16 protein-coding genes are annotated in these 23,678 nt (G+C 74.6%); 6 read left to right on the top strand and 10 right to left on the bottom strand.

All coding sequences use genetic code 11. From position 1 onward, the window contains the following. Positions 1-8 precede the first annotated feature (8 nt). The gene (locus AB0C78_RS02130; RefSeq protein ID WP_360740712.1) at positions 9-611 is read right to left on the bottom strand and encodes an HD domain-containing protein; all 603 of its coding nucleotides are present in this window, start codon (positions 609-611) and stop codon (positions 9-11) included. Between the two features lie 213 nt (positions 612-824). On the opposite strand from AB0C78_RS02130, the gene AB0C78_RS02125 reads away from it, so the two are divergent. Then, positions 825-2,804, top strand: a complete 1,980-nt coding sequence (locus AB0C78_RS02125) for a PQQ-binding-like beta-propeller repeat protein (protein ID WP_360740710.1) — start codon at positions 825-827, stop codon at positions 2,802-2,804. Positions 2,805-2,836: 32 nt separating this feature from the next. Here AB0C78_RS02125 and AB0C78_RS02120 read toward each other — a convergent pair whose 3' ends face one another. The 3 genes from AB0C78_RS02120 to AB0C78_RS02110 form a co-directional block, all read right to left on the bottom strand. Further along, positions 2,837-4,036 (bottom strand): glycosyltransferase, encoded by a 1,200-nt coding sequence (locus AB0C78_RS02120; RefSeq protein ID WP_360740708.1) that lies wholly within the window; start codon positions 4,034-4,036, stop codon positions 2,837-2,839. A 140-nt stretch (positions 4,037-4,176) separates the two neighbouring features. Further along, entirely contained in the window at positions 4,177-5,439 is a 1,263-nt protein-coding gene (locus tag AB0C78_RS02115) for a nucleotide sugar dehydrogenase (protein ID WP_360740706.1), read from the bottom strand. 94 nt (positions 5,440-5,533) lie between these two features. Beyond that, positions 5,534-6,994: a glycosyltransferase family 4 protein gene (locus tag AB0C78_RS02110; protein ID WP_360740704.1), complete on the bottom strand. Its 1,461-nt coding sequence runs from the start codon at positions 6,992-6,994 to the stop codon at positions 5,534-5,536. Positions 6,995-7,048: 54 nt separating this feature from the next. Here AB0C78_RS02110 and wecB point away from each other — a divergent pair, with 54 nt between their 5' ends. The 3 genes from wecB (at position 7,049) to AB0C78_RS02095 (ending at position 11,111) form a co-directional block, all read left to right on the top strand. Next, a complete protein-coding gene (gene wecB / locus AB0C78_RS02105; protein WP_360740750.1) occupies positions 7,049-8,134 on the top strand; it encodes a UDP-N-acetylglucosamine 2-epimerase (non-hydrolyzing) in 1,086 nt (361 codons plus the stop codon). Further along, positions 8,131-8,865, top strand: a complete 735-nt coding sequence (locus tag AB0C78_RS02100) for a hypothetical protein (RefSeq protein WP_360740702.1) — start codon at positions 8,131-8,133, stop codon at positions 8,863-8,865. Before wecB ends, AB0C78_RS02100 begins: the two co-directional genes overlap by 4 nt. A gap of 86 nt (positions 8,866-8,951) precedes the next feature. Continuing rightward, positions 8,952-11,111: a glycosyltransferase gene (locus tag AB0C78_RS02095; protein WP_360740748.1), complete on the top strand. Its 2,160-nt coding sequence runs from the start codon at positions 8,952-8,954 to the stop codon at positions 11,109-11,111. A 41-nt stretch (positions 11,112-11,152) separates the two neighbouring features. Here the strand turns inward: AB0C78_RS02095 and AB0C78_RS02090 are convergent, their stop codons facing one another. Next, the gene (locus AB0C78_RS02090; protein ID WP_360740700.1) at positions 11,153-12,049 is read right to left on the bottom strand and encodes a hypothetical protein; all 897 of its coding nucleotides are present in this window, start codon (positions 12,047-12,049) and stop codon (positions 11,153-11,155) included. Positions 12,050-12,185: 136 nt separating this feature from the next. On the opposite strand from AB0C78_RS02090, the gene AB0C78_RS02085 reads away from it, so the two are divergent. After that, positions 12,186-13,244, top strand: a complete 1,059-nt coding sequence (locus tag AB0C78_RS02085; RefSeq protein ID WP_360740698.1) for a hypothetical protein — start codon at positions 12,186-12,188, stop codon at positions 13,242-13,244. Between the two features lie 63 nt (positions 13,245-13,307). On the opposite strand, the gene AB0C78_RS02080 is transcribed toward AB0C78_RS02085, so the two are convergent. Then, positions 13,308-14,357: a CDP-alcohol phosphatidyltransferase family protein gene (locus AB0C78_RS02080; protein ID WP_360740696.1), complete on the bottom strand. Its 1,050-nt coding sequence runs from the start codon at positions 14,355-14,357 to the stop codon at positions 13,308-13,310. Positions 14,358-14,526: 169 nt separating this feature from the next. Between AB0C78_RS02080 and AB0C78_RS02075 the strand changes: the two genes are divergently transcribed. Then, positions 14,527-16,098, top strand: a complete 1,572-nt coding sequence (locus tag AB0C78_RS02075) for a hypothetical protein (RefSeq protein WP_360740694.1) — start codon at positions 14,527-14,529, stop codon at positions 16,096-16,098. Here the strand turns inward: AB0C78_RS02075 and AB0C78_RS02070 are convergent. The 4 genes from AB0C78_RS02070 to AB0C78_RS02055 form a co-directional block, all read right to left on the bottom strand. Then, positions 16,095-17,252: a glycosyltransferase family 4 protein gene (locus AB0C78_RS02070; protein ID WP_360740692.1), complete on the bottom strand. Its 1,158-nt coding sequence runs from the start codon at positions 17,250-17,252 to the stop codon at positions 16,095-16,097. The two genes, AB0C78_RS02075 and AB0C78_RS02070, sit on opposite strands and share 4 nt — an antisense overlap. After that, positions 17,249-18,148, bottom strand: coding sequence for a hypothetical protein (locus AB0C78_RS02065; protein ID WP_360740690.1), 900 nt, complete (start codon positions 18,146-18,148; stop codon positions 17,249-17,251). The genes AB0C78_RS02070 and AB0C78_RS02065 overlap by 4 nt, the downstream gene beginning before the upstream one ends. 93 nt (positions 18,149-18,241) lie before the next feature. Further along, entirely contained in the window at positions 18,242-20,233 is a 1,992-nt protein-coding gene (locus AB0C78_RS02060) for a glycosyltransferase family 2 protein (protein ID WP_360740688.1), read from the bottom strand. A gap of 24 nt (positions 20,234-20,257) precedes the next feature. Then, the gene (locus AB0C78_RS02055) at positions 20,258-23,665 is read right to left on the bottom strand and encodes a bifunctional glycosyltransferase family 2 protein/CDP-glycerol:glycerophosphate glycerophosphotransferase (RefSeq protein ID WP_360740686.1); all 3,408 of its coding nucleotides are present in this window, start codon (positions 23,663-23,665) and stop codon (positions 20,258-20,260) included. Positions 23,666-23,678 lie beyond the last annotated feature (13 nt).

Below are 23,678 nucleotides of genomic sequence, written 5' to 3'. Positions count from 1 at the left end.
TAGGCGGGCTAGCGCAGGTGCGCGAACGCCTCGCGCCACTCGCCGTACCACGCCGCGAACCACGGGTGCGGCTCCGCCAGCGGGACGATGTAGGTGACCGTCTCGGCGTAGTAGCGGCGCTGGAAGTCCGGCGGCATCCGGTCGAGCCGCTGGACGTTGCTGACCCGGTCGGCGAGCTTCACCAGGATCGCCTTCGGCGGGGCGTCGCGCAGCCGCCGCAGGTACGCGGCCTTGGCGGCGCGCTTCGCCTGCCGCCCGGCGCCGCCCGCCGGCGGCTTGGTGACCCAGTCGACCAGCTCGGTCACCTCCGGCCCGAACGCGTCCTCCACGTCGGTGAGCGTGGCCGGGGTGTCCTCGACCACGTCGTGCAGCAGTGCGGCGGACAGCACCGCCGTGTCGGTCACGCCCGCGCCGCGCACCAGCACTTCGAGGGCCTCCAGCAGGTGCTCGACGTACGGGGCGCCGGTCGGGCGCCGCTGGTCGCCGTGCCAGCGCAGCGCCGCGTCCGCCGCCGCCGAGAGCGCGCCGAGGTCCAGGCGCGCGCCGTCGCCGGACGACTCCAGGTCCGCGCGGGCGGCGTCCCAGGTGCGCCACCGGGTGAAGACCTCCACGTTCCCTCCCTGCTCGTTCCGGCCCAGCGCGCCCGGGGAAGGCGAGCCGCGTCCCGCGGGCGATTCTGTCCGGGCCGTGTCGCGCGGGCGGGCGCGACACGGCAAGGTGGAGGTCCACACCATACGGCCAGTGGAACGGGTATGCGGTCGGCGGAACAGGGAGGCGGCGCGGGCGTGGGCGGGAGCCGGCCGGGTCCGGGAGGCGGCGTCCGCATGGCGCTCGGCCTCGTGGCCGGCGCCCTCGCCGTCGCGTTGTGCGCGGTCCTCGTCGAGCGGTTCGTCCTGCACGCCGAGTGGTGGCAGGTGCGCCACACCGTCACCGGACGGCCCGTCGCGCCGCAGACCGACGTCGGCCCGCCGCCCGGGCCGCTCGCCGTGAGCTGGGAGCAGACCACGCGGATCCACCGCGGGTCCGCCGCCGGGTACGACGGCGTCGCCTACGACGTGTCGCGCGGGCAGGTGGTGACGGCGTCCGGCGGCGGCCTCGCCGTCCGGGACGCGCGCGACGGCGCCGAGCGCTGGAGCTACCGCCGCACCGGGTGGACGCTGCTCGGCTGGACGTCCACGCGGTCCCGGCTCGTCGCCTACTTCGAGCGGGACGGCCGGCGCGGCGACCGGCTGCTCGTCGGGTTCGACGAGCTGTCGGGCGCGCAGCTGTGGCGGCGCGACGGCGAGCGCCCGGCGGCGGTGTCGCGCGCCACGCTGCGCTGGCCCGCCGGCGCCGGTGTGGTGCTGACCACCGACGACGGCCGCCGCACCCTGTACGGGGTGTCCGCGCTGACCGGGAAGCGGCTGTGGCGGACGCCGCTGCCGAAGGGGTGCCGGCTGTTCGAGGGCGCGGCGCAGCCCTCCGATTCCCTGGACCCGCCCGGCGCCCGCGACCCGGCGGACGGCGGGAACGCCCGCAAGACCCCTGGCGACGCCCTCGCCGCGGTCGCGGTGGGCTGCCGGGAGCAGGACGGCCGGCTGCTCGCCGTCGACCCGGGGCACGGGCGGGTGCTGTGGAGCCGGACGCTGGCGGGGGAGTCGCCCGAGGTCCGGGTGCTGGACGGCGCGGTCCTCGTCGCGGACGGGGCGGCGCTGCGCGCGTTCACCGCCGGCGGCGACCAGATCGCCGGCTGGGACGGCGACGGGGTGTGCGGCGACCGGATGTGCCCGGCCGTGCTCGCGGGCGGGCGGCTCATCGTCGTCCGCCACCAGGAGGGGAAGGGCGCCGGCACCGACCGGATGGAGGCGGTCGACGTCCCGTCCGGGGCGGTGGCGTGGTCGCGAGACGTCCCCGGCTACGCGGCGCTGGCGGAGGCGGGCGGCACGGTCTACGCGCTGCGGCCGCGGCTGGCGGACCAGCTCCTCCCGGCGGGCGTCGACGTCGTGGACCCGGCGGACGGCCGCGCGTCCACGACCCCGGCGCCGTTCGCGATCGACCCGGACCTGACCGGCGCGCGCCCGTGGCTGGCGGCCGCGGGCGGCCTGCTGTACGCGGCGGTCGCGGAGGCGGCGCCGCGCCCGTCGGGCGCGGCCCGGCTGGTCGCGCTGCGCGGCGGCCCGGACGGGACGGGCCCCGCCGAGCTGGGCGGCGTGCCGGTGGACGACTGGCCGGACGCGTGCGCGCTGCTCAAGAAGGCCGACCTGGCGGCCGTGCACGCCGACGACCACGACGTCCGGCCCGCCCGGACGAGCGTCGGGGGCGTGACGCTGCCGCACCCGGTGTCCTGCACGTACGAGACGACCTGGAACGAGACGGCGGGGAAGAAGCCCGGGGACGGCGGGCCGTCGGGCGGTCCGGAGCCGTCGGGGACGCCGTCCGTCAAGGCGAGCGCCACCGGTAAGGCCACCGGTAAGGCGGGGACGTCGCCGGCGCCGCGCGCCTCGGGCGGCGCGGAGCCACCCGACGACGACGCCGTGCCCGAGACGACCGTGCGCGGCCTGAGCGTGAGCGTCCGCTGGGTGGCGGAGACGCCCGAGGCGGCCGAGAAGATGCTCGACGCGCTGCAGGCGATCCAGTCGCAGGCGCGGGAGCGCCCCGACATCCCCGCCGGCCGGGCCTACGAGCTCGGGCCGACCGCCGGGATGATCGCGCTGCGCGTCGACCGGGCTGTGGTGGTCGTGGACGTGGACCGCCCGCCGGGCGCCGCGGCCCGCCTCGCCCGGTCCGTGGTCGACCGCCTGCGGACCTGGTCGCCGGGCACCTGACCGGCCTCTCGCCGGCCGCCCGGGCGCGCCTGTCAGTAGTCCGGGACGGCCTCGGGAAGCGGCTCGGCCATCGGCTCCGGCAGCGATTCGCGGAGCGGCTCGGGCCGGGACTGCGGGGTGAGGACGGGGTCGGGCACGACGGTGGTGCTGCGGCCCGCCCAGGCCTCCAGCTGCGCCACGAAGCGCTCCGCGTGGACCGGCCAGTGGAAGCGCGCGCGGGCCGCCGCGTAGCCGCGCTCGCCCATCCCGACGCGCAGGTCCGGGTCGTCGCGCAGCTTCAGCACCGCCGCCGCGGCGGCGGCCGGGTCGCCGAACGGGACGACCAGCCCGCACCCGGCCGGGTCGACGATGTCCACCGCGGGCGGGTTCGGCGTCGTGATCACCGGGACGCCGCGGGCCATGTACTCCACGACCTTCGTGGGCATCGAGTGCCGGTAGTTGGGCTCGTCGTGCAGCAGCGCCAGCCCCGCCATCGCGCCCTCGGCGATCCGCAGCGCCCGGTCGTTCGGGACGAACCCGTACCAGCGCAGGACCCCGGTCCGCTGCGCCTCGCGCAGCGCGGGCCGCACGTCGGGGTCGGCGGAGCCGATCAGCTCGACGGTGATGCCCTCGTGCGCCAGCAGCCGCGCCATCTCGATCATGTCGAGCGCGCCGCGGGCCACCGACAGGTTGCCGACGTAGACGGCGCGGCGGTCGTCCGGCGGGCCGGGCGGCAGGTCGGAGACGTAGGTGGTGTTGGGCACGACCGGGTGGTCGCCGCGGAACCGGGCCCGGTACCCCTCCTCGGCGAGCAGCAGTTTCAGCCGCCGCTCGCCGCGCCGCTCCAGCCGCCTGACGGCGGGCCGCAGCACCGGGCGGACCGGCCCGGGCACCCAGTCCTTCGCGGTGAGCGCCGCCGCCGTGTCCTCGTGCACGTCCCACACGACGGTCCGGCCGCGCGTCTCGCGGGGCAGCGAGACCACCAGCTCGGGGTCGTGCAGGAGGATCACGTCGGCGTAGCCGGCGTGCTCGGCGAGGGCCCGGCGGGCGGCCCGCAGGGCCCGGAGGCGGTGCCTCCCGGTGGCCCGCGGGACGTCCACGGGGCTGACCTCGCGCCAGGGGGTCACGTTGCACGCCCGGAAGGGCGCGATGTAGGTGACCTCGTGGCCGGCGTCGAGGAGCGCGCGTATCTGCCGGTGCAGAATGCGCGCATCCTCGGGATGGTGCACCACCGTGCAAACACAGATCCGCATTCCACTCACTCCGCAAGGTGCCGGTAAAATCGCCTGCTGCTCGAGTCTTCGTCGCCCATGGAAATCGTCGATGAATTCCCCTTGTCCGCGATGTGGACGGTCGCGGGCGACTCGTTCCGGTCCGTCGGTGCGCCGTCCCGCTAAAGCAGTTCGACGGTTTCGAGTTGCACGTCCCGGGTGCGGCCGCGCGTGTCGAACAGCAGCCGGGCGTGCCGGGTCAGGGTCTCGGGGTCGTAGGCGGCGTGGTCGGCCAGCACGATCGCCAGGTCCGCGTCCGCGAGCGCGGCGGGCAGGTCGGCGCCGGCGGCGGGCACCGGGGTGCCGTCCACCTGCCAGTCGGTGACGAACGGGTCGTGGAACACCAGGTCGGCGCCGAGGCGGGCCAGCCGGCGGGCGACGGGCCGGGCGGGCGACTCGCGCTGGTCGGCGATGTCGGCCTTGTAGGTGACGCCCAGCAGCAGCACCTTGGCGCCCTTGAGCGCGCGGCCCTCGCGGTTGAGGAGCTGCTGGGCGCGTTCGGCGACGTACCGGGGCATCCGGTCGTTGATCTCCTGGGCCAGCTCGACGAACCGGAACGGGTAGCCCAGGGAGCGGACCTTGTAGGACAGGTAGTTGGGGTCGATCGGGATGCAGTGCCCGCCCACCCCGGGGCCGGGCCGGAACGCCTGGAACCCGAACGGCTTGGTGGCGGCGCAGTCGATGGCGTCCCACAGGTCGATGCCGAGCTCGTTGCAGAACACCGCCATCTCGTTGACCAGCGCGATGTTGACGTGCCGGTAGGTGTTCTCCAGCAGCTTGGCCATCTCGGCCTCGCGCGTCCCCTTGGCCTCGACGACGCGCTCGACGAACTTGCCGTAGAACGCGGCGGCGGCCGACGCGCACGCGGGCGTGAGACCGCCGACGATCTTGGGCGTGTTGCGGACCCCGTAGACGGTGTTGCCCGGGTCGATGCGCTCGGGCGAGAACGCCAGGTGGAAGTCCTCGCCCGCGACCAGGCCGGACGTCTCCAGGATGGGCCGCACGACCTCGTCGGTGGTGCCGGGGTAGGTGGTGGACTCCAGCACCACCAGGGTGCCCGGCGCCAGGTGGGCCGCGACGGTCTCGGCGGCGCCGCGCACCGCGGTCAGGTCCGGGCCGCCGTCGGGCGACAGCGGGGTCGGCACGCAGATCACCACGGTCCGGGCGCCGTCCAGCACCTCCGCGTCCAGGCTGGGCGCGAACCCGGCCTGGAGCATGTCGGCCACTTCGGCGGGCGCGACGTCGTCGATGTGCGAGCGGCCGGCCCTCAGCCCCTCCACCACCCGTGCGTCGCGGTCCAGGCCGCCGACCTGCAGGCCGGCCCGGCAGGCCTCCCGCACCAGCGGAAGGCCCACATAGCCGAGTCCGATGACCACCAGATCCATGCCCGGCTCCCTTCGAGATCGGTGCGCGCGCCCGGCGCGCTCCCGGATGTCAGGTATGGCGATTTCGATCGAGGCGAGGTCCGTCGGGACGGCCTCAGCGGAGGCCGTAGGCGGCCCGGTACCCCGTCGCGACGGCCCGCCAGGTGCGTTCCGCCCGAACCCATTCCCGGGCCCGCTGACCTGTTTTTCGCCTTCTTTCGGGACTGTAAGCCAGGTCTTCCAGACAATTCGCCCATGCTTCCGCGTTTTCCGGAACTGTTAACGCCCCGGTCACGCCGGGTTCCACGATTTCGCGAAGTGCCCTGACATCACTGGCTATGACGGGGATTCCCCCGGCCATCGCCTCCAGCGGCTTGAGGGGCGTCACCAATTGGCACACCCGGTCCGCCCGGCGCGGGACCGCGAACACATCGAGGAGCGCGTGGTAGCGGCGAACGGAACCCATCGGCACCCGCCCGGTGAACACGGCGTGAACGCCGTGCCCGGCGGCACGCCGCTCCAGGGCGCCGCGCTCGGGACCGTCCCCGACCAGCAGCAGCGTGACGGGCGCGCCGCGGTCGCGCAGCAGCGCCGCCGCGTCGATCAGCGTGTCGATGCCCTCGTAGCCGTAGAACGACGACGTCAGGCCCACGACGGTGGCGTCCGCGGCGATGCCGAGCTCCGCGCGCAGGCCGGCGGCGTCCGGCAGCGGTTCGAGGAACGCCTCGTCCACCCCGTTCGGCACCACGAAGATCTTCTCCTCGGGGACGCCGCGGGACGCGATCTCCGCCCGCATCGCCTCGCCGAGCGTGACGACCGCGTCGGCCTCGGCCATCCGGCGGGTCTCCAGCTCCCGGGTCAGCCGGTAGAACTCGTCGGACTCGCTGTGCGCCGGGTCGCGCGACAGCCACGAGTCCTCCAGGAAGCCGCGCACCTCGTACACGACGGGCAGCCCGTGCCGGCGCCCCAGCTCCAGCGCGACCGCCGCGTTCAGATGGTTGCTGACCGCGTGCAGGACGTCCGGGCGCAGCTCCTCGACGAGCCGCCCGGCCAGGCCGGCGCCCTTCTCCACGGCCCGGACGGGCCCGGCGGGCGGCAGCCACGGCAGCAGCCGGTGGTACGGGACGCCGTCGACGTCCACCCGGGCCCGCGCGTCCCCGCGCCCCTGGCTGAGCGGGTACCCGAGCCGCGTCGCCACGTGCGTGTCGAACCCCATCTCGCGCTGCGCGAGCGCGATCCGGTGCGTCCGGACGGTGTAGCCGGCGTTCGTGGCCGGCAGCGCGTTCGTCACGAACTGCAGCACTCCCGTCCCGGAACCGCTCCGGGGACGGGCGGCGCGGCCGGGGGCCGGCGGCGTGTGCGCCAGCAGCTCGCGCAGCTCCGCGTTCTCGCGCCGCGCGCCGCGCGGCCGCGGCACCGCCAGCCGGGACCGGCGCAGGCGCCCGCCGAGCGGGCCGGGCGCCGCCCGGGCCAGCAGCCGCACCGCCAGCCGGGGCGACCGGCCGGGGTCGTCGCGGATCTGACGCCAGGTGAGTCCCAGCAGGTAAACCGGCTTTTTCAGGGCAAGGTTCCGCACGGCGACGGAGCGTAGGCAACCCTGATGAACAGAAGGGAAATTGTGGTGTCACCCATCGTGCACGTCCTCGGGGCGCGCCCCAACTTCGTCAAGGCGGCCCCGGTCATCGGCGCCCTGCGGGCCGCCGGCGCCGACCAGGCGGTGATCCACACCGGGCAGCACTACGACGCCCGGATGTCGGAGATCTTCTTTGACGAGCTGGGACTGCCCGAGCCCGACGTGAACCTCGGCGTCGGCTCCGGCGGGCACGCCGAGCAGACCGCGGCCCTCATGGTCGGCCTTGAACGGGAGTTCACGAGCCGTTCACCGGTGCTCGTCATCGTGTACGGCGACGTGAACTCGACGATCGCCGCCGCGCTGGTCGCGGCCAAGCTGCACATCCCGGTCGCCCATGTGGAGGCCGGGCTGCGCTCCTTCGACATGACCATGCCGGAGGAGGTGAACCGGCGGCTCACCGACCAGCTCTCCGACCTCTGCCTGGTGACGAGCCCGGAGGGGATCGGGCACCTGGCGAACGAGGGCGTCCCGGTGGAGCGGGCGCACCTGGTCGGCAACCCGATGATCGACACGCTGCTGGCCAACCTGGACTCCTTCGACACCGGACGCGTCCGGGAGGCGCACGGGCTGCCGGACCGGTACGTCCTCGCGACCATGCACCGGCCCGCGAACGTCGACGCGCCGGAGACCGCCGCCGCGCTCGTCCGGCACCTGCACGGCGTCGCCGACCTGGCCGACCTCGTCATCCCGGTGCACCCGCGCGGCCGCGCGAACCTGCTGGCCGCCGGGCTCGACGAGCACGACCGCGTGCACGTCCTCGAACCGCTCGGCTACATCGACTTCATCGCGGCCGTGCGCGGCGCGGCGGCGGTCGTCACCGACTCCGGCGGCCTGCAGGAGGAGACGACGATCCTCGGGGTGCCGTGCCTGACCGTCCGGCCGAACACCGAGCGGCCCATCACGATCACCCACGGGACGAACCGGCTCGTCACCTTCGCGGAACTGGTGCCGGGGGTCCGCAAGGTCCTGGAGTCCGGCGCGCAGGCCGGCGACCGCAAGCCCCCGCTGTGGGACGGCCACGCCGGCCCCCGCATCGCGGAAGTCGTCATGACCTACCTCGGCGAGAACGGAGCCCTCGGATGAGCGGAGCCGACGGCGCGAAGGCGAACCGGCAGGCGGCGCGGCTGCGCGCCGCCCTGCGGGAGCGCGAGGCGCGCGTCCAGGAGCTGGAGCGGCGCCTCGGCGCGCTGGAGACCTCGGTCGCCCTGCAGTTCGGCCGGCTCGTCGCCGGCGCCGCCCGCAACCCGCGCCGCCGCGGCGTCCGGCTGCCGAAGGAGCTGTACCGGCTCTGGCGCAAGCGGAACGGCCCCGAGCAGGGCCCGGCGGCCTCCGGGAGCGACCGGCTCCAGCTCGACCGGATCGACCGCCCCGAGGACCGGCTGCTCGCCGCCGCGCCCTACGACGGGACCGTCATCGCCGGGATCTTCGCCCCGGCGACGGCGGCGGCGCTGCGCGAGCACGCCAAGGTGATCCCGCTCTACCCGCACGACGCGACGATCGTCCTCGACACCGCGGACGTGGACCTCGTCGTCGTCGACGCGGCGGCCGGCGAGCCCGGCGGGCCATGGGCCTACCTGGGCGTCCCCGGCATGTACGACCGGGACCGCGCGCTGCACGACGTCCGCGAGCTCGCCCGCGCCCGCTCGCTGCCGCTCGTCCTGTGGGGCGAGGCGCCGCCCGCCACCCTCGCGCTCCTCGACTGGGACGCCGCCGTCACCAGCCCGAACCGGCTGCACGACCTGCTGGAACCCTCGCACCGGGCGCAGCCCGCGGGGTCCGGGCGCACGCCCGCGGACATGACGCCGCCTCGTTGAAAGGAACTGCTGTGCCACCACGCGCCCTCGTCTACGGAGACGTCGACCTCAACCTCATCGACGGATCGGCGATCTGGGCCCAGGGCATGGTCCAGGCGCTGGCCCGCGCGGGCTGCGCGGTGACCCTGGTGCTCAAGGCCCCGGTCCGGACCGGCCGGCTGGTCGACCCGCTGCGCGCCCTGCCCGGCGTCACCGTCCGCAGCCCGCACGCCGAAGGGCTGGTCGAGGGGGAGGCGGGCATGCCGGCCAAGCAGGCCGCCGTGATCCTCGCCCGCGTCGACGAGCCCGAGCCGTTCGACCTCGTCGTCGTGCGGGGCCGCCGCCTCGCGGGCAAGCTGTCCGGCGGGCCGCTCGCCGGGCGCCTGTGGACGTACCTCACCGACGTCCCGCAGTCCGCCGCCGAGTTCACCGGCTCCGCGAAGGGCGAGCTGCGCCGCATCGCCGACGCGTCCCGGGTGCTGCTCTGCCAGACCGAGGAGCTGCGCGGCTTCCTGGAGAGCGCCGTCCCCGCGACCGCCGGCAAGAGCGTGCTGTTCCCGCCCGTCGTCGTGCTGCCCGACGGCCTGGAACCGCGCCCGGACGGCGCCCCGGACGGCCGCGCGCTCAGGCTCGTCTACACCGGCAAGTTCGCGCCGCGCTGGAACACCTACGAGATGACGTCGCTGCCGCGCCTGCTCGCGATGCGCGGCGTGGACGCCGAGCTGCACATGGTCGGCGACAAGATCCACGACGACCCGAAGGACCCCGGGTTCGCGACCCGGATGCGGACCGCGCTGGAGACCGGCGACGGCGTCGTCTGGCACGGCGGGCACCCGCGCGCGGAGGCGATGCGGCTGACGGCGGCGTCCGACGTCGGGCTGTCGTGGCGGCACCCGGAGATGGACGCGAGCCTGGAGCTGTCCACGAAGGTGCTGGAGTGCGGGACGCTCGGCGTCCCGGTCGTGCTGAACCGGACGCCGATGCACGAGCGGCTGTTCGGCGCCGACTACCCGCTGTTCTCCGCCACCGAGGACGACGTCCTCGACGCGCTGACGATCATCGGCAAGAACCCCGAGGTGTACACGCTCGCCGCCGACCGCTGCCGGACGGCCGCCGCCGGCTTCACCCTCGACGCCGCCGCCGCGCGGCTGCGGGACTGCCTGGCGCAGACGTTCCCGGAGCCGTCCGCCGCCGTCCTCGCCGCCGCCGAGGAGCACGAGCGCCGCTCCGCGCAACCGGACGCCCCGGCCCTGCGGCCGCCCGCCGCCGGGGGCCGGCGCCTGCGCGTCGGCGTCGCCGGCCACGACCTGAAGTTCTTCACCCGCCTGCTCGACTACCTGAAGTCGCGGCCCGACATGGAGGTCCGCGTCGACCCGTGGGCGGCGCTGCGCGTCCACGACGAGGAGCGCAGCCAGGAGCTCGTCGACTGGGCCGACGTGATCGTCTGCGAGTGGTGCGGGCCGAACGCGATCTGGTTCGCGCAGCGCAAGCGGCCCGGGCAGCGGCTCGTCGTGCGGCTGCACCGCTTCGAGCTGTACGCGCGCTGGCCCCGGCACCTCGACATCGACGCCGTCGACCAGGTCATCTGCGTCAGCCCGCACTACGCGCGGCTGACCCACGAGATCCTCGGCTGGCCCATGTCGAAGATCACCACGGTGCCGAACTGGGTGGACGACCGGCAGCTCGACCGGCCGAAGCTCGCCGGCGCCGAGCACCACCTCGGCATGATCGGCATCGCGCCGTCCCGCAAGCGCCTCGACCTCGCCCTGGACGCGCTGGAGGAACTGCGCCGCGACGACCCGCGGTTCACCCTCTTCGTCAAGTCCAAGCTCCCCTGGGAGTACTGGTGGATCTGGCAGAAGGACGAGGAGCGCGCCCACTACGAGCAGGTGTTCCGCCGCATCCGCCGGTCCCCGGTGCTGTCCGGCGGGGTGGTGTTCGACTCCTACGGCCGCGACGTGGCGTCCTGGCTGCGCCGGATCGGGTTCGTGCTGTCCACCAGCGACGACGAGAGCTTCCACCTCGCGCCCGCCGAGGGCATGGCGTCCGGGGCCGTCCCGGCGCTGCTCGGCTGGCCCGGCGCGGAGACGATCTACGACACCCGCTGGATCCACGCCGACCCGTCCGCGATGGCCGCCTCGATCTCCGGCACCGTCGCGCTGGACCGGTGGGAGGCCGACGCTGCGCTGGCCCGCGACCAGGTCCGCGCCGCCTACGGCCTGGACGAGGTGTGCCGCCAGTGGACCGACCTCCTCGCCGCCGCATGACCCGCGGCCTGACCCGCGGCATGACCCGCAGGGCGGCGGGTTCAGAGGCGGTAGTACGGCTCGGGGTAGACCTCGATGCGCTTCACATCGACGGTCGGCGGAACGCCCGCCGACCGGATCCGCTGGATCGACCAGCCCGGCGGGAAGCGCGTCCAGGTCACGGTGTCCACCGGGCCGGTGCCGCCGACGATCCGGCCGCGCGAGTCGCGGAGGACGGCCGACGCGTGCCCGTCGGGCAGGACCTCGCGCGCGCCGGACTCCACCCGGAACGTGATCGACAGGTCGTGCCGGCGCTCCCGGTGCACCTCGGCGCGCGGCGGGCTGCCGAGGAGGAAGGGCTGCAGCTTGTCGACCCTGTAGAGGTCGCCCTTGACGAGGCTCGCGGTGAGGCGCGGCGCGCGCGGGTCGGTGGGCGGGAGCCACTGCGCGGCGCCGAGCCGGAACGTCATCTGGGCCGCGCCCGCACGCGTGACGTAGGTGTCGTCGCCGATGCCGAAACGGGCGCCCGGCATGATGTAGGGCGTGCTGCGGTGCCGGGCGTAGTCGCTCGTCCTCCCGATCAGCTGCGCGCCGCGCCGGTCGAGGATCCCGACGGTCACCGGCACCGAGACCGCCGTCGTCCTGCTGGTGTTCTCCAGCACGAGCCCCCAGCTCACCCGGTGCTCGCCGGACGCGTCGCGCAGCGCGGTGAAGCCCTGCTCGACGATCCGCACCGTCCCGCCGTCCGCCGGCTTCGCGGCGGGTGAGGCGACCGCGGACGGCTGGGGGAACGGGGTCGCCGGCGGGGTCGCGCCCTGCGCGGCCGGTTCGCCGGAGCCCCAGGGGCGGGCGAAGGCGAGCAGGAGCGCCACCGCCGCCGCCACCGCCGCCGCGGCCGCCGCCAGCGAGGCCCGCCCGTACAGGCGCGCCGTCGCGTACCGCCGCTCGTCGTCGTCCACCGCCGATCACCTCCGCCGCCGACTCTGGCGGAGGACGGGAAGCCGCGGTTCCGGCCTGGCCGGAACCGGTCGCCGGGGACCCTGGAAAGCGCCGATGCCATCTCATTGACTCGCGAAAACGATCAGGGAGGCGGCCGTGCGGGAGTTCCGGTACCGGCGGCGGTGGATGCTCGGCGGCGGCGTCGTCCTGGCCGGGGTCCTCCTGGCCTCCCTCGTCCACGGCACCGGCCGGGAGCCCGGCACGGTCAGGCTGGTCCGCGGCTACTTCGAGGCGATCGGGAAGCACGACGTCGCCCGGGCGCTGAGGACGGCGAAGATCGACCGGCCGGACGGGGAGGAGGCGCGGTTCCTCGCGGCCGGCGCCCTCGGCGACTGGAAGGTCGGCGCCGTCACGGAGACGAGCGACTCCGGCTACACCGACGACGCGGAGGTCACCGTCGTACTCGTCGGGGAGCACCACAGGCGGTACAGGACCACCGTGCGGCTGCTGAAGAGCCGCGCCGGGCTGCGGATCGCCGAGCCGCTGGCGACCGTGCGGTTCGCGGTGACCGCGATGCGGTACGTCGAGGTCGGCGGGATCCGCGCCCCCTTGCGGGTGGATCCCGCGAACAAGGACCGCAGCGTGGAGTACCGGCTGCTTCCCGGCCTGTACCGCTTCTACCAGGGCCGCCAGGGCGTGGTGCGGGTCGCCGCGGGGCAGACGCCGGTGTTCCCCGGGGACGGCGGCACCGTGTCCGGCCAGGTGCCGGTCTCGCCGGAGTTCACCGTCACGCCCGCCGGGGAACGCGCCGTGTCGCAGGCCTACAACGCGTTCATCGACCGGTGCGCGAAGGCCCGCGGCCTGCCGGCTCCGGGCTGCCCGTTCGGGTCCGATCCGGTCGCGATCAAGACCCGCGACCGGGATGTGTCCGGGTTCCGGAGGCTCACCTGGCGGGTGCTGAAGTACCCGGCGGTCGCGGTCCTCGCGGAGGGGAGCGGGCTGGAGATCGTCGACCGGGAGCGCGGCACCGTCGAGTTGAAGGGCACGGGGCTCGTCGACGGCGCCGGGCCGAGGCGCGCGTTCACCGTCCCCTGCGAGACGATCACCGACGCGACGTACGGCACCCTGGGCATGGACGGGACGGTCTCGATCGCCGTGCCCCGGAACGGCCTCCGCAAGGACACCTGCCGCGACGGCGTGCTCGCGGCCCGCTGACCGCCGCGAGCTCCCGCCCCGCCGAGCCCGCTCCCGGTCGGTCCGTCCCGCGAAGCCCGGGCGTCAGCCGGAGCTGCCGACGCCCGCCCCGACGTGGCGCTCCACGACGTCGGCGGGCAGCTGCTCCCGGTACTCGTCGATCTTCGCGTTCAGCTTGGCGAGGCTGCGGCTGTAGTCCCGGCTGGACAGCCAGAACTTGTAGATGATGAACAGCTCGAAGGCCAGCATGCCCGCCGCGCTCACGCACACCACCGGGATGATCGCGCCCGGCACGGCCGCGGCGATCACCGGGGCGACGATGAACACGCCCATCTGGAACTCGATGCCGCTGATCAGGTGCGGGCGGATCCGGCCCCGCAGCAGCACGTTCCGGATCCGGATGTACCACGGGAACCGCTTGTAGAACCCGGCCTGCAGGTCGGCGTTCGCGCGGTCGGCGTCGCCCTGCCGGGTGTCGCCGACGACCCGGTCCTCCTCGATCTCCGGGTCCGCGCCGAGCGCACCCTCCGCCGACCGCAGGTCCGTGTCGACCGCCGCGGCGTCCGGCACCGCGCCCTCCGCCGCGCCGCCCCGCGCCGCCGCCTCCAGCGCCTCGGCCTCCCGGCGCGCCTCCGTCAGCGTGGTGCGCATCTGCGCGCGCACCTTGTAGATCTCCAGGGCGTCCATGTAGCGGAGCATGTCCAGGAACACGACGCCGAGCGCCGTCCACACATAGGCGACGTTGCCGGTCGCCGCGTACTGCCCGGCCATCAGCGCGACCGCGCAGGCCAGCACCCGGACGCGGTCGAAGATGTAGTCCAGCCACGCGCCGAACACCGACCCGGTGCCCTTGAGCCGCGCGATCTTGCCGTCCATGCAGTCGAGCGTGAACGACAGGTGGTACAGCAGCGCGCCGGCCAGCAGCCACGGCCAGGACGCCGCCGCGAAGCAGGCGCCCGCACCGAGGCCGAGGATCAGCGCGCCCACGGTGAGCTGGTTGGGCGTGATCCGGGTGCGGTTCGCGGTGAACCGCACCAGGCGGGACGCGAGCGGGTCGACCAGCAGGACCGTCCACCACGCGTCACGCGCCTTGTACGTCCGTTGCCGAACGTCGTCGAGCGTGAAGTTCGCCATGGAGGAATTCCTTTCGTGCCGGGACCGCTCGATGGTATCGGCTGTCCGGATGCGGTCTCCGGCATTGTCACCGAGTCGTGACTCCGTTAATGGGACGTATGGGACGCCGGGGGACGGCGCCCGGCTCGTCCCGATCGTTTCCATCGGAGGGGCTGGGTAGGCTTTGCCGGTGCGCGTCAGACCTACGGCGGTTCTCGCCCAATTGCCCTTCGCCGGCGTGCTGGCGGTGGCGATCTGGATCAGGGTCGTGGCGGTGCGCGGGTATCCGGCGCCGAGGTGGAGCGGCGACTCCGCCGGATATCTCGATTCCGCGCTGAAGCTCCAGCCGGGCGAGACCCGCCCGAGCGGCTACTCGTTCCTGCTGTGGGCGCTGAAGCCGTTCCACAGCTTCACCGTGGTGGTCGCCGTGCAGCACGCCATCGGCGTCCTCGCCGGGGTCCTGGTGTACCTGCTGGTGTGGCGCGCGGCGCGGGCGGGGTGGCCGCTCGGCGGAGAAGAGCGGCGCGCGGGCCGCTGGGCATGGCGCGACTTCGTCCCCGGGCTGCTGGCGGCGGCCGTGACGGTGCCGGTGCTGCTGGACAGCTACCAGATCTCCCTCGAGCACATGCTCATGTCGGACTCGTTCTTCACGTTCCTGCTGGTGGCTGCGGTGACCGCGGCGCTGTGGCGGCGCCGGTCGACGTGGTGGCTCGGCGCCCTCGCCGGGCTGTTCGCCGCGTTCGCCGCGGTGACCCGGTCGGCCGGGCTGCCGCTGGTCGCGGTGATCCTCGTCGGGATGCTGCTGCGCCGCGCCGGGTGGCGCGCGCTCGTCGCCGTGGTGATCGCGTTCGTGCTGCCGCTCGGCGGCTACATGTACTGGTTCAAGCAGGTCCACGGCGAGTTCGCGGTGACGAAGGCGGGCTCCATCTGGATCTACGGCCGCACCGCCGCGTTCGCCGACTGCGCCAAGATCAAGCCGAGTCCCGAGCTGCGGATCATGTGCCCGAAGGACTCCAACCCGCAGATCGCGCCCGCGTTCGCGGTGCTGTGGACCGACGACTCCCCGTTCCACCGGATCCCCGGCTGGATCACCGGCGACGAGGCGAACCGGCTCTCGAGCGAGTTCACCAAGCAGGCGATCGAGAAGCAGCCAGGCGACTACGCGCGGGTGGTGTTCCGCGACACGTGGCGGTCCTTCGACTGGAAGCGCGAGCCGTACCCGACCCCGTGGACGTGGCTGGAGTACGTCTTCCCGCAGGGCGAGTCGTGGGACGACGAGCAGGCGCTGGAGGCCGTGAAGTACGACCCGTCCGGCGGGGAGACGAAGGTCGTCCGGCCCTGGGCCGGGACGATGCTGAGCTACCAGCACCGCATGTCGATGCCCGGGACGGTGCTCGGGCTCGTCCTGCTCGGCGGGCTGGTGCTCGCGCTGCCGCACGTCGGGCGGCGCGGCACCCGGTGGCGGTTCCTCGGCCCCGTCCGGCACTGGGGGACGGGCCCGCTGATGCCGTGGGGGATGGGCCTCGCGCTGCTGGTCATCCCGGCGGCGACCGCCGACTTCGACTACCGCTACGTGCTGCCCGCCGTGCCGTTCGCCTGCATCGCGCTCGGCCTCGCGCTGGTCCCGCAGCCGCGCCGCGTCCGCGAGGAGCCCGCGGAGGCCGAGGACGGCGGCGACGACGGCGGGTGGACCAGGCGGCGGATCGTGGCGCTGAGCCGCCGCGCCGGCACCCTCGCCCGGGACCGCGTGAAGGCGTCCTAGCCGGCGCGCAGGCCGGCGAGCATGCGGTCCCACCGGTCGGCGACGGTGCCGACGCGGTGCCGCTCGGACGAGGCCAGCGCGCCCGCCGCGAGCTTGCGCCGCAGCTCGCCGTCGTCGATCAGCCGGGTCAGCGCGCCCGCCAGCGCGCCGGTGTCCTCCGGCGGGACGAGCAGCCCGTCGCGCCCCGCGGTGATGATCTCGCGGGGGCCGCGCGGGCAGTCGAAGCCGACGACCGGCACCCCGCACGCGAACGCCTCGACGATCGTCATGCCGAACGCCTCGGCGCGCGACGGCAGCGCCAGGATCGACGCCTTCGCCAGCTCGCCCTCGACGTCGTCGGTGGCGTCCATCAGCAGGACGTGGTTGTAGAGGCCGAGCCGGGTGGCGCGGCGGCGGAACTCCTCGCGCCGCGGGCCCTCCCCGTAGATCCGCAGCCGCCAGTCCGGGTGCTTGTCCACGACCTTCGCCCACGCGTCGATCAGCAGGTCGTAGCCCTTCAGCCAGACCATCCGGCCCGCGGCGGCGACGATCCGGTTCTCCTGCCGGGAGCGCGGGTACAGCCGCTCGGGCAGCCCGTTGCCGATCGTGTGGACGGGCGGCGTGCCCGGGGGCAGCAGCCGCTCGTAGTCCTCGCGGTCGGCGACCGTCAGCGTGGTCAGCGCGCTGAGCCGCGGGTACCACTCGGTGATCTCCGCGAGGATGCCCGGTTCGTGCATGCCGAGCTGCAGGTGCTCCTGCCCGATCGTGACGGTGCCGGACGGCGCGAACCGCGCCGCCGCGATGTTCAGCCCGGCGCGGGTGGTGACGAGCACGTCGGTGCGCGGCCGCCGCAGCACCTCGGTGAGCCGCGCGTCCGTCCAGGCGGAGAAGTACTCGTAGCAGCGCTCCTCCGGGTGGACGAGCCGGCTCGGCTCGTCCATCAGCCGCCGGGCGCGGCCGGCGTGCGGCCAGCGGACCTTCGCGCCGGGCCGGGTGTCGGTCAGCGCGCTCAGCGCCACCCGGTCCGCGAGCGGGAACACCGGGGCGTCCTTGTCGCGCAGCACGCTGACGATCTCCACCTGGTGCCGGCGGGACAGCTCGTTGGCGAGGGTGATGGTGCTGCGAACGGTCCCGTCGATGGTGAACGCGTCCAGCAGCATGAAGGTGATCTTCATGCCGCGTCCCGCTCGTCGACCAGGTGGCAGGCGACCGACAGCGCGTCCTCGACGGTGTAGTACGGCCGGACGCTCATCGTCCCGCCGGCGCCCGACGCGATCTGCCGGGGGAACGACAGCTTGTTCCGCTTGCCGGGCGCGTCGTCGAGCAGGGTGGCGAGGCGGGCGCGCACGCCGGCCGCCTCCAGCCACAGGTCCCACAGCGCGGGCGGCCCGGCGGCGAGGGCGTCGATGGGCAGGCAGGCCTCGAACTCGGTCCCGTCGATCCGCAGGTCCCGGGCGGTGGCGCCGCCGCCCTTGCGGGCGACCGCGGCGAGCCGGGCCCGGCCCGGGCGGGGGCCGGTGTAGGCGAGCCGGCCGGAGATCTGGATCTCGCCGCCGGCCGGGCGCACCGCCGTCACCTCGGCGTGCGGCGCGACCTCCCGGACGTCGAGGGCCACCTGCCCGCCGGGCGCGCGGACGACGCGGATGGCGCGTTCGCGGCGGACGTCCGCGTACGCGCGCAGGCCGTCGAGCGAGAAGCCGGGGTCGTCGGTCAGCAGCGGGCGGGCCGGGTCGTCCGCGCCGGAACCGGCCGTGCCGGAGGGGGCGAGGCCGAGGGTGTCGAGCAGGACGGTCCAGGTGCCGCGGGCGAGGCCGAGGGCGCCGAGCGCGACCGAGCAGGACGGGCGGCCGTTCAGCGGCACCGTGTGCTCGGTGCGGGACGGCGCGCCGGACGCGCCGCCGGACCCCGTATGCCGCAGGACGAGCCGGGCGCCCGCGGGCGGCGCCTCGAGCCAGCCGATCGTCAGCACGTCCGCGGCGTCGATCCTGACCTGGTGCGCGACGGTGTCCGCGGCCCGGTCCGGCCCGCCGCGGTGGCGGACCGCGGTGTCACGTCGAACCGCAGCATCCACGTGAAAGCGACCTTTCCCCCGATTTCACTGCGTAAGCGGGACCTTACCAGGTGCTCGTGAACGGCAGCGGTCCCGCGGCGGTCCGCGCGCGCGTCAGCGGCGTCCCCGGCCGCCGAGCCGGCGCCGCGCCGACCGCGCCATCGCCGGGACCTTCCCCGGCACGACCTCGACCGCGAGGTTCCCGCCGCCCGTCCGGTAGTAGCGGGCGCGGCGCATCCCGAACGGCGCGCAGGCGACCGCGGCGGACCGCCCCGCCTCCGCCATCGGCACCCGGATCCGGGTCGTGTCGCCGCCCACCGCGAGCTCCAGCCAGGCGTCCCACCGCCCGGACGACAGCCCGCGCGGGTCGACGGAGGCGGTGAACGCGACGGCGTCGCCGTCCTCCCCGACCCGGGCCTCGCCCCGGCGGGACTCGCCGCCGCCGCGCCGGTCGAGCGCGACGCCCACCCGGACGTGCGCGTGCGCGCCGGGCGCGGCGGGCACCCGCCCGCGCACCAGGAGCCGCCCGTCGCCGTCCCAGCCGATCCCGTCGAGGGCGACCAGCCGGGCCAGCCCGGCCGCGCCGGGCCGCACCGTGAAGCTCAGGTTGCCGTACTCGCGGGTGAAGAACGGCTCGACCGCGGCGGCGCCCCGCGCGGACGCGACGAACCGCTCCGGCGGCAGCGCGACGCCCTCGGCGCGGTCGGCGCCGAGCCGCCCCTCCTTGACCAGCCGGTCGGTGGTGATCTCGGCGTACAGGTCCCAGATGCCCGCCTCCAGCGGCCCCTCTGAGGCACCGCCGTCCGATCCGCCGGACGCCGCGATACCGGCGGCGAAGCCGCCGACGTCCCCCTCGACCGGCAGCCTCCGCTCGGCGCCGGACCCCCGGTGCCGCAGCAGCAGCGCGAGCGACTGCGCGCCCGGATCGACCCGGGCGATCACGGCGGTCCCGGCCAGCCGCAGGCTCCCGCCGTCCCAGTCCAGCCCGGTGAGGCTCCGCTCCGTCCGCAGCCGGTCCGTGGCGTCGAAGTAGGCGTCCGGGATCGCCGCGGACGGCTCCCGGAACCCCGGGTACACCTCGTACGCGCGGTCCTTGTCGACCACGACCGGGACCGGGTCGGGCGCCAGGATCGCCTCGACGATCCGGGTCAGCAGCTCGTCGTGCCCGCTCCGCACGCAGTGCGCGATCAGCCGCAGCCGCGGCGGCATCCGCATCAGCACCGCCGGGGTGAGGAAGTCCTCGCACAGGCCGCGCACCCCGTCCCGGGTCTGCCGCCGGTACTCCGCCGAGTCCTCCAGGTACCGGTGCGCCTTGATCCGGTGCAGCACGTCCCGGGTGAACAGGCGCAGCAGCATCCGGTCGCGGATCGGCCCCGGACGGCGGTGGGCGACGACCATCTCCAGCAGCGGCCGCGCCGCCTTCGCGTAGTAGTCCTCCGACGACGCGCCGCCCGTCTGCATGATGCTGGTGCCGTCGTCGCGCTCCACCAGGTAGTAGCAGTCGTAATCGGCGATGACCGAGACGCCCGACGCGTGCAGGTACGCGTGCACGGCGAACACCTTGTCCTCGCCGGACAGCAGCCCCTCCGGGAACCGGATCCCGTTGGCCTCGACCAGCTCCCGGCGGAACAGCTTCTGCGCCGTCAGCGACCGCGTGAAGACGTCGATCTCCGGGTCGTCCACCGAGACCTTGGCGATGTTCTCCTTGAACCGCGCCGCGCCCCGCCCGACGCCGACGTAGTTGCCGACCACGATGTCGGTGCCCTGCTCGTCCGCCAGCGCGCACATCCGCTCCAGCGCCTCCGGGCCGAGCCGGTCGTCGGCGTCCAGGAAGAACAGGTACTCGCCGCGGGCCCGCTCGATCCCGGTGTTGCGCGGCCCGCCCGGACCCCCCGAGTTCGGCTGGTGGACGACCGTGAGCCGCGGCTCCGCGGCGGCGAGCCGGTCCAGCTCCGCGCCGCTGCCGTCGGTGGACCCGTCGTCCACCGCCACGACCTCCACAAGCTCCGGCGCGATCGTCTGCTCGAAAACCGAGCGCAGCGTGCCCGCCACCGACGTCCGGCAGTTGTAGACCGGGACGATGACGCTGACCTTGGGGGTAGTCACTGGTGGGTCCTCAGGGGAAAACCGTCAACGGGACGGGGGGAACACGCGATCCACGGTACGCGCCGCCGCGTGCCCGTCGTCCAGCGGGCAGAACCGGGCCACGAACTCCTTGTAGCGGTCCTGGTGGCCCGCCGTGGCGGCCTCGACGTCCCGGATCGCGTCGATCAGGTCGTCGGAGGTCTCCACCAGCGGCCCCGGGGCCTCCGCCTCGAAGTCGAAGTAGAAGCCGCGCAGCCGGTCCCGGTAGTCGGCGAGGTCGTAGGTGAAGAACAGCATCGGCCGGCCGGTGTTGGCGTAGTCGAACATCACCGACGAGTAGTCGCTGATCATCATGTCGGAGATCAGGTACAGCTCGGTGATGTCCGGGTACAGCGACACGTCCCGGACGAAGCCGTGCGGGTCCTCGGTGATGCCGTCCACCACGTTGGAGTGCAGCCGGACCAGCAGGACGTGGTCGTCGCCCAGCGCGGCGCGCGCGCGGTCCAGGTCGAGGCGCATGTCGTGCTTGTAGCGGCCGCGGCTGTAGTACTGGTCGTCACGCCACGTCGGCGCGTACAGCACGACCCGCTTGCCCTCGGGGATGCCGAGCCGCGCCCGCACCGACTTCGCGACGGTGTCGGCCTCCGGGCTGTACAGCAGGTCGTTGCGCGGGTACCCGACCTCCAGCATCTCGCCCTTGAACGCGAACGCGCGGCGGAAGATCTCCGTGCTGAACGGGTTCGGCGACAGCAGGTGGCTCCACTCGGGGACGGCCGGGCCCTCCGGCTTCTTCTCCTTGCTCTGCAGCGCCGACTTCATCCCCGGCGCGTACGCGAAGTGGACCTCCTTGACGTCCCGGCCGATCTTCTTCAGCGGCGTGCCGTGCCAGGTCTGCAGCACGACCTGGTCGGGGTGCCGCTGGAACCAGTCGCCGAGCCGGTGGTTGGTGACGATGTAGCGGGACGTCGTCACCGCCTCCTGCCACTCCTTGCCGTTCAGCCGCACGCCCTGCAGCGTGTCCGGCAGCTCCGCCTGCGCGTCGTTGACGACCCAGAGCTGCTCCAGGTCCGTCCCGCGGCGCAGCAGCTCCTCGTGGATCGCCTTCGGGCTGTCGGAGTACTGCCGGCCGTTGAAGCAGGAGAACAGCACCGCGTCGCGCAGCCCGTCGCGGGCCACCCGGCGCCGCGCCTCCTCCCGGTACTTCGCGCCCGCGCTCTTCTCCTCGCCGGACACGTCGCCGGTGACGGCGACGACGAGCCGGCCGTCCTTCGTCTCCGGCTCGTAGCCGCGCCGCGCCACCTCCAGCGGCCCCGGCAGGGCGCGCTGCGCCTCCGGCGTCAGCCGGACGGTCAGCGCCCGCTCGCCGGGCGGCCGGAACAGCACGTCCCAGCGGCCGGGACGCAGCGGCAGCACGCCCGCGACGCTCGGCACGGCCGCCGCCGGGACCTCCGCCCGCAGCGTGCCCGAACCGTCCGCGACCAGGTCGAACGCGTGCTCCTTGCGGCGGCCGCGGCTGCGCACCACGATCTGCCCGGACGCGTGCGCCGGATGCGTCGCCGCCAGCGCCAGCGTCCCGTCGGGCCGCCACGCGACCTCCGTCACCGACAGCCGGATCGTCGCCCGCCGCACCCGCACGTACCCGCCGGGGCCGCGGCCCGCGCTCACCTCCAGCGCGCCGAACGTGCGCCGCGCCTCCGCGACGCCCTCGGCGAGGACGAGCGGCCGGCCGTCCGCCGACAGCGTCCAGTCGCGGGTGTCGTCGATCGAGTCGGGGTCGATGGCGACGTCGAGGGCGTCGGGGTCGACGCGCGCCGTCCAGCCGCCGGACCGCGCCTCCACCGGCACCGGGACGCGCGCGTCGCCGAGCGTCAGCACCAGCTCCGCCGGCGGCGCGCCCGCCGACTCCACCTCGACGAGCAGCCCGCCCTCGTCCCATTCGAGCGCGGTCGCCCGCTCACGGACGCGCTCCACCTGCACGACGAAGTGCCCGTCCACGACCTTCGGCACGATCCGGACGTCGTCGGCGACGTACCGGTAGGGCGGGTGCGCGCCCGTCCCCGACCCGCCGCCGCGGACCGGGCCCTGCCGGAACACGCCCGCGTTCAGCACCGACGCGTGCACCTCCCAGGTGCCCTCCCGCCAGCCGCCGCGCTCCTTCAGCTTCGCCGCGTCGAGCGCGAACTCGAACCCGGTCCACCCGCCGGACGACTTGCCCGGCTTCGGGGTCTGCCGCGCCTTCATCACGATCTTGCGGCGGCCGTCGCGCAGCGTCACCGTCTTGATCGACGTCCAGCGGCGGCGCGAGCTGACCGAGTTGATGTAGGCCTCGCCGGTGACGACCAGCCGGTCGTCCTCCCAGCGCACCGCGTGCACCCGGCCCCGCATCTTGACCTCGTCGCGCGCCCGGTACACCTCGCGCGGGACGTCGACCTTCGCGTCCTTCCAGTACGGGTAGACGACGTAGCGGCGCAGCGGGTCGCGCACGATCGACGGCGACGACTTGCCGCGCTCGTACCGGACGACCTTCACCAGCTCCATCGTGTGGCCCGCCTCGGCGAGGTGCCACTTCAGCCGGGTCAGCGCGGGCGCCTCCGCGAACACCTTCGGCGACACGCCCTTGGCGTACGCCGCGGCCTGCGCGACGACCTGCTCCCGCTCCTCGCCGGACAGGTCCGGCAGCGCGTCCAGGAACGTCTTCAGCTCCGTCGTGACCAGCGCGAGCTGCAGCCGCCGCAGCTCCTTGACGTCGCCGCGCTCGGCGACCCAGGCCGTCGCGAGGTTCGCCGCGCCGAACCCGTCGGCGATCTCCTGCGGCTCGGTCGTCGGGGTGTACCGGCGCGACCGGCGGTGCAGCACGATGTCCGGCACCACGTCGACGGACGTCGCCGCGTGCAGCGCCCGCACCATGACCGGCAGGTCGTCGTAGCGGCCGAGGTCGGGGAACTCCAGGCCCGCCGCGTCGAAGAACGAGCGGCGCAGCAGCGTCCCGGTGATCTTGCGGTTGAGCAGCAGGTCCGGGCTGCGGTGCAGGTCGGTGGCCTTGGCGGGGGCCGGGTTGTCGCCGCGCGCCTTCCACTGCGACACCTGCCCCGTCCACTTGCGGGACGCGTCGGGGCCCGTCGCGAGCTCCGACCCGGACGCCTCCAGCGCGGTCAGCAGCGCCGCGACCGCCTCCGGCGGCATCGGGTCGCCGCCGTCGGCGAACAGCAGGAACTCGCCGCGGCTCTCCGCCACCCCAAGGTTCCGGCCCGCGCCCCGGCTCGGCGCCCCGTCGCGGACGATCCGGAACCGGTCGTCGGGCAGCTCCGCCCGCGCGGCCGTGCCGGTGCCGTCGTCCACGACCAGGACCTCGAGGTCCCGGAACGTCTGGGCCGCGAGCGAGTCCAGGGCGTCGCCGAGGTCCTCCCCGGCGCCGTGCGAGAGCACGATGACACTGATCCTGGGGGCGGTCATGCCCACTCCTTCG

Source organism: Actinomadura sp. NPDC048394 (assembly GCF_040651755.1).
In the GTDB taxonomy this organism is placed as follows: domain Bacteria; phylum Actinomycetota; class Actinomycetes; order Streptosporangiales; family Streptosporangiaceae; genus Spirillospora; species Spirillospora montaniterrae.
Note: the sequence above shows the minus strand (reverse complement) of the source record. Positions and strands in the feature narration are given on the sequence as shown.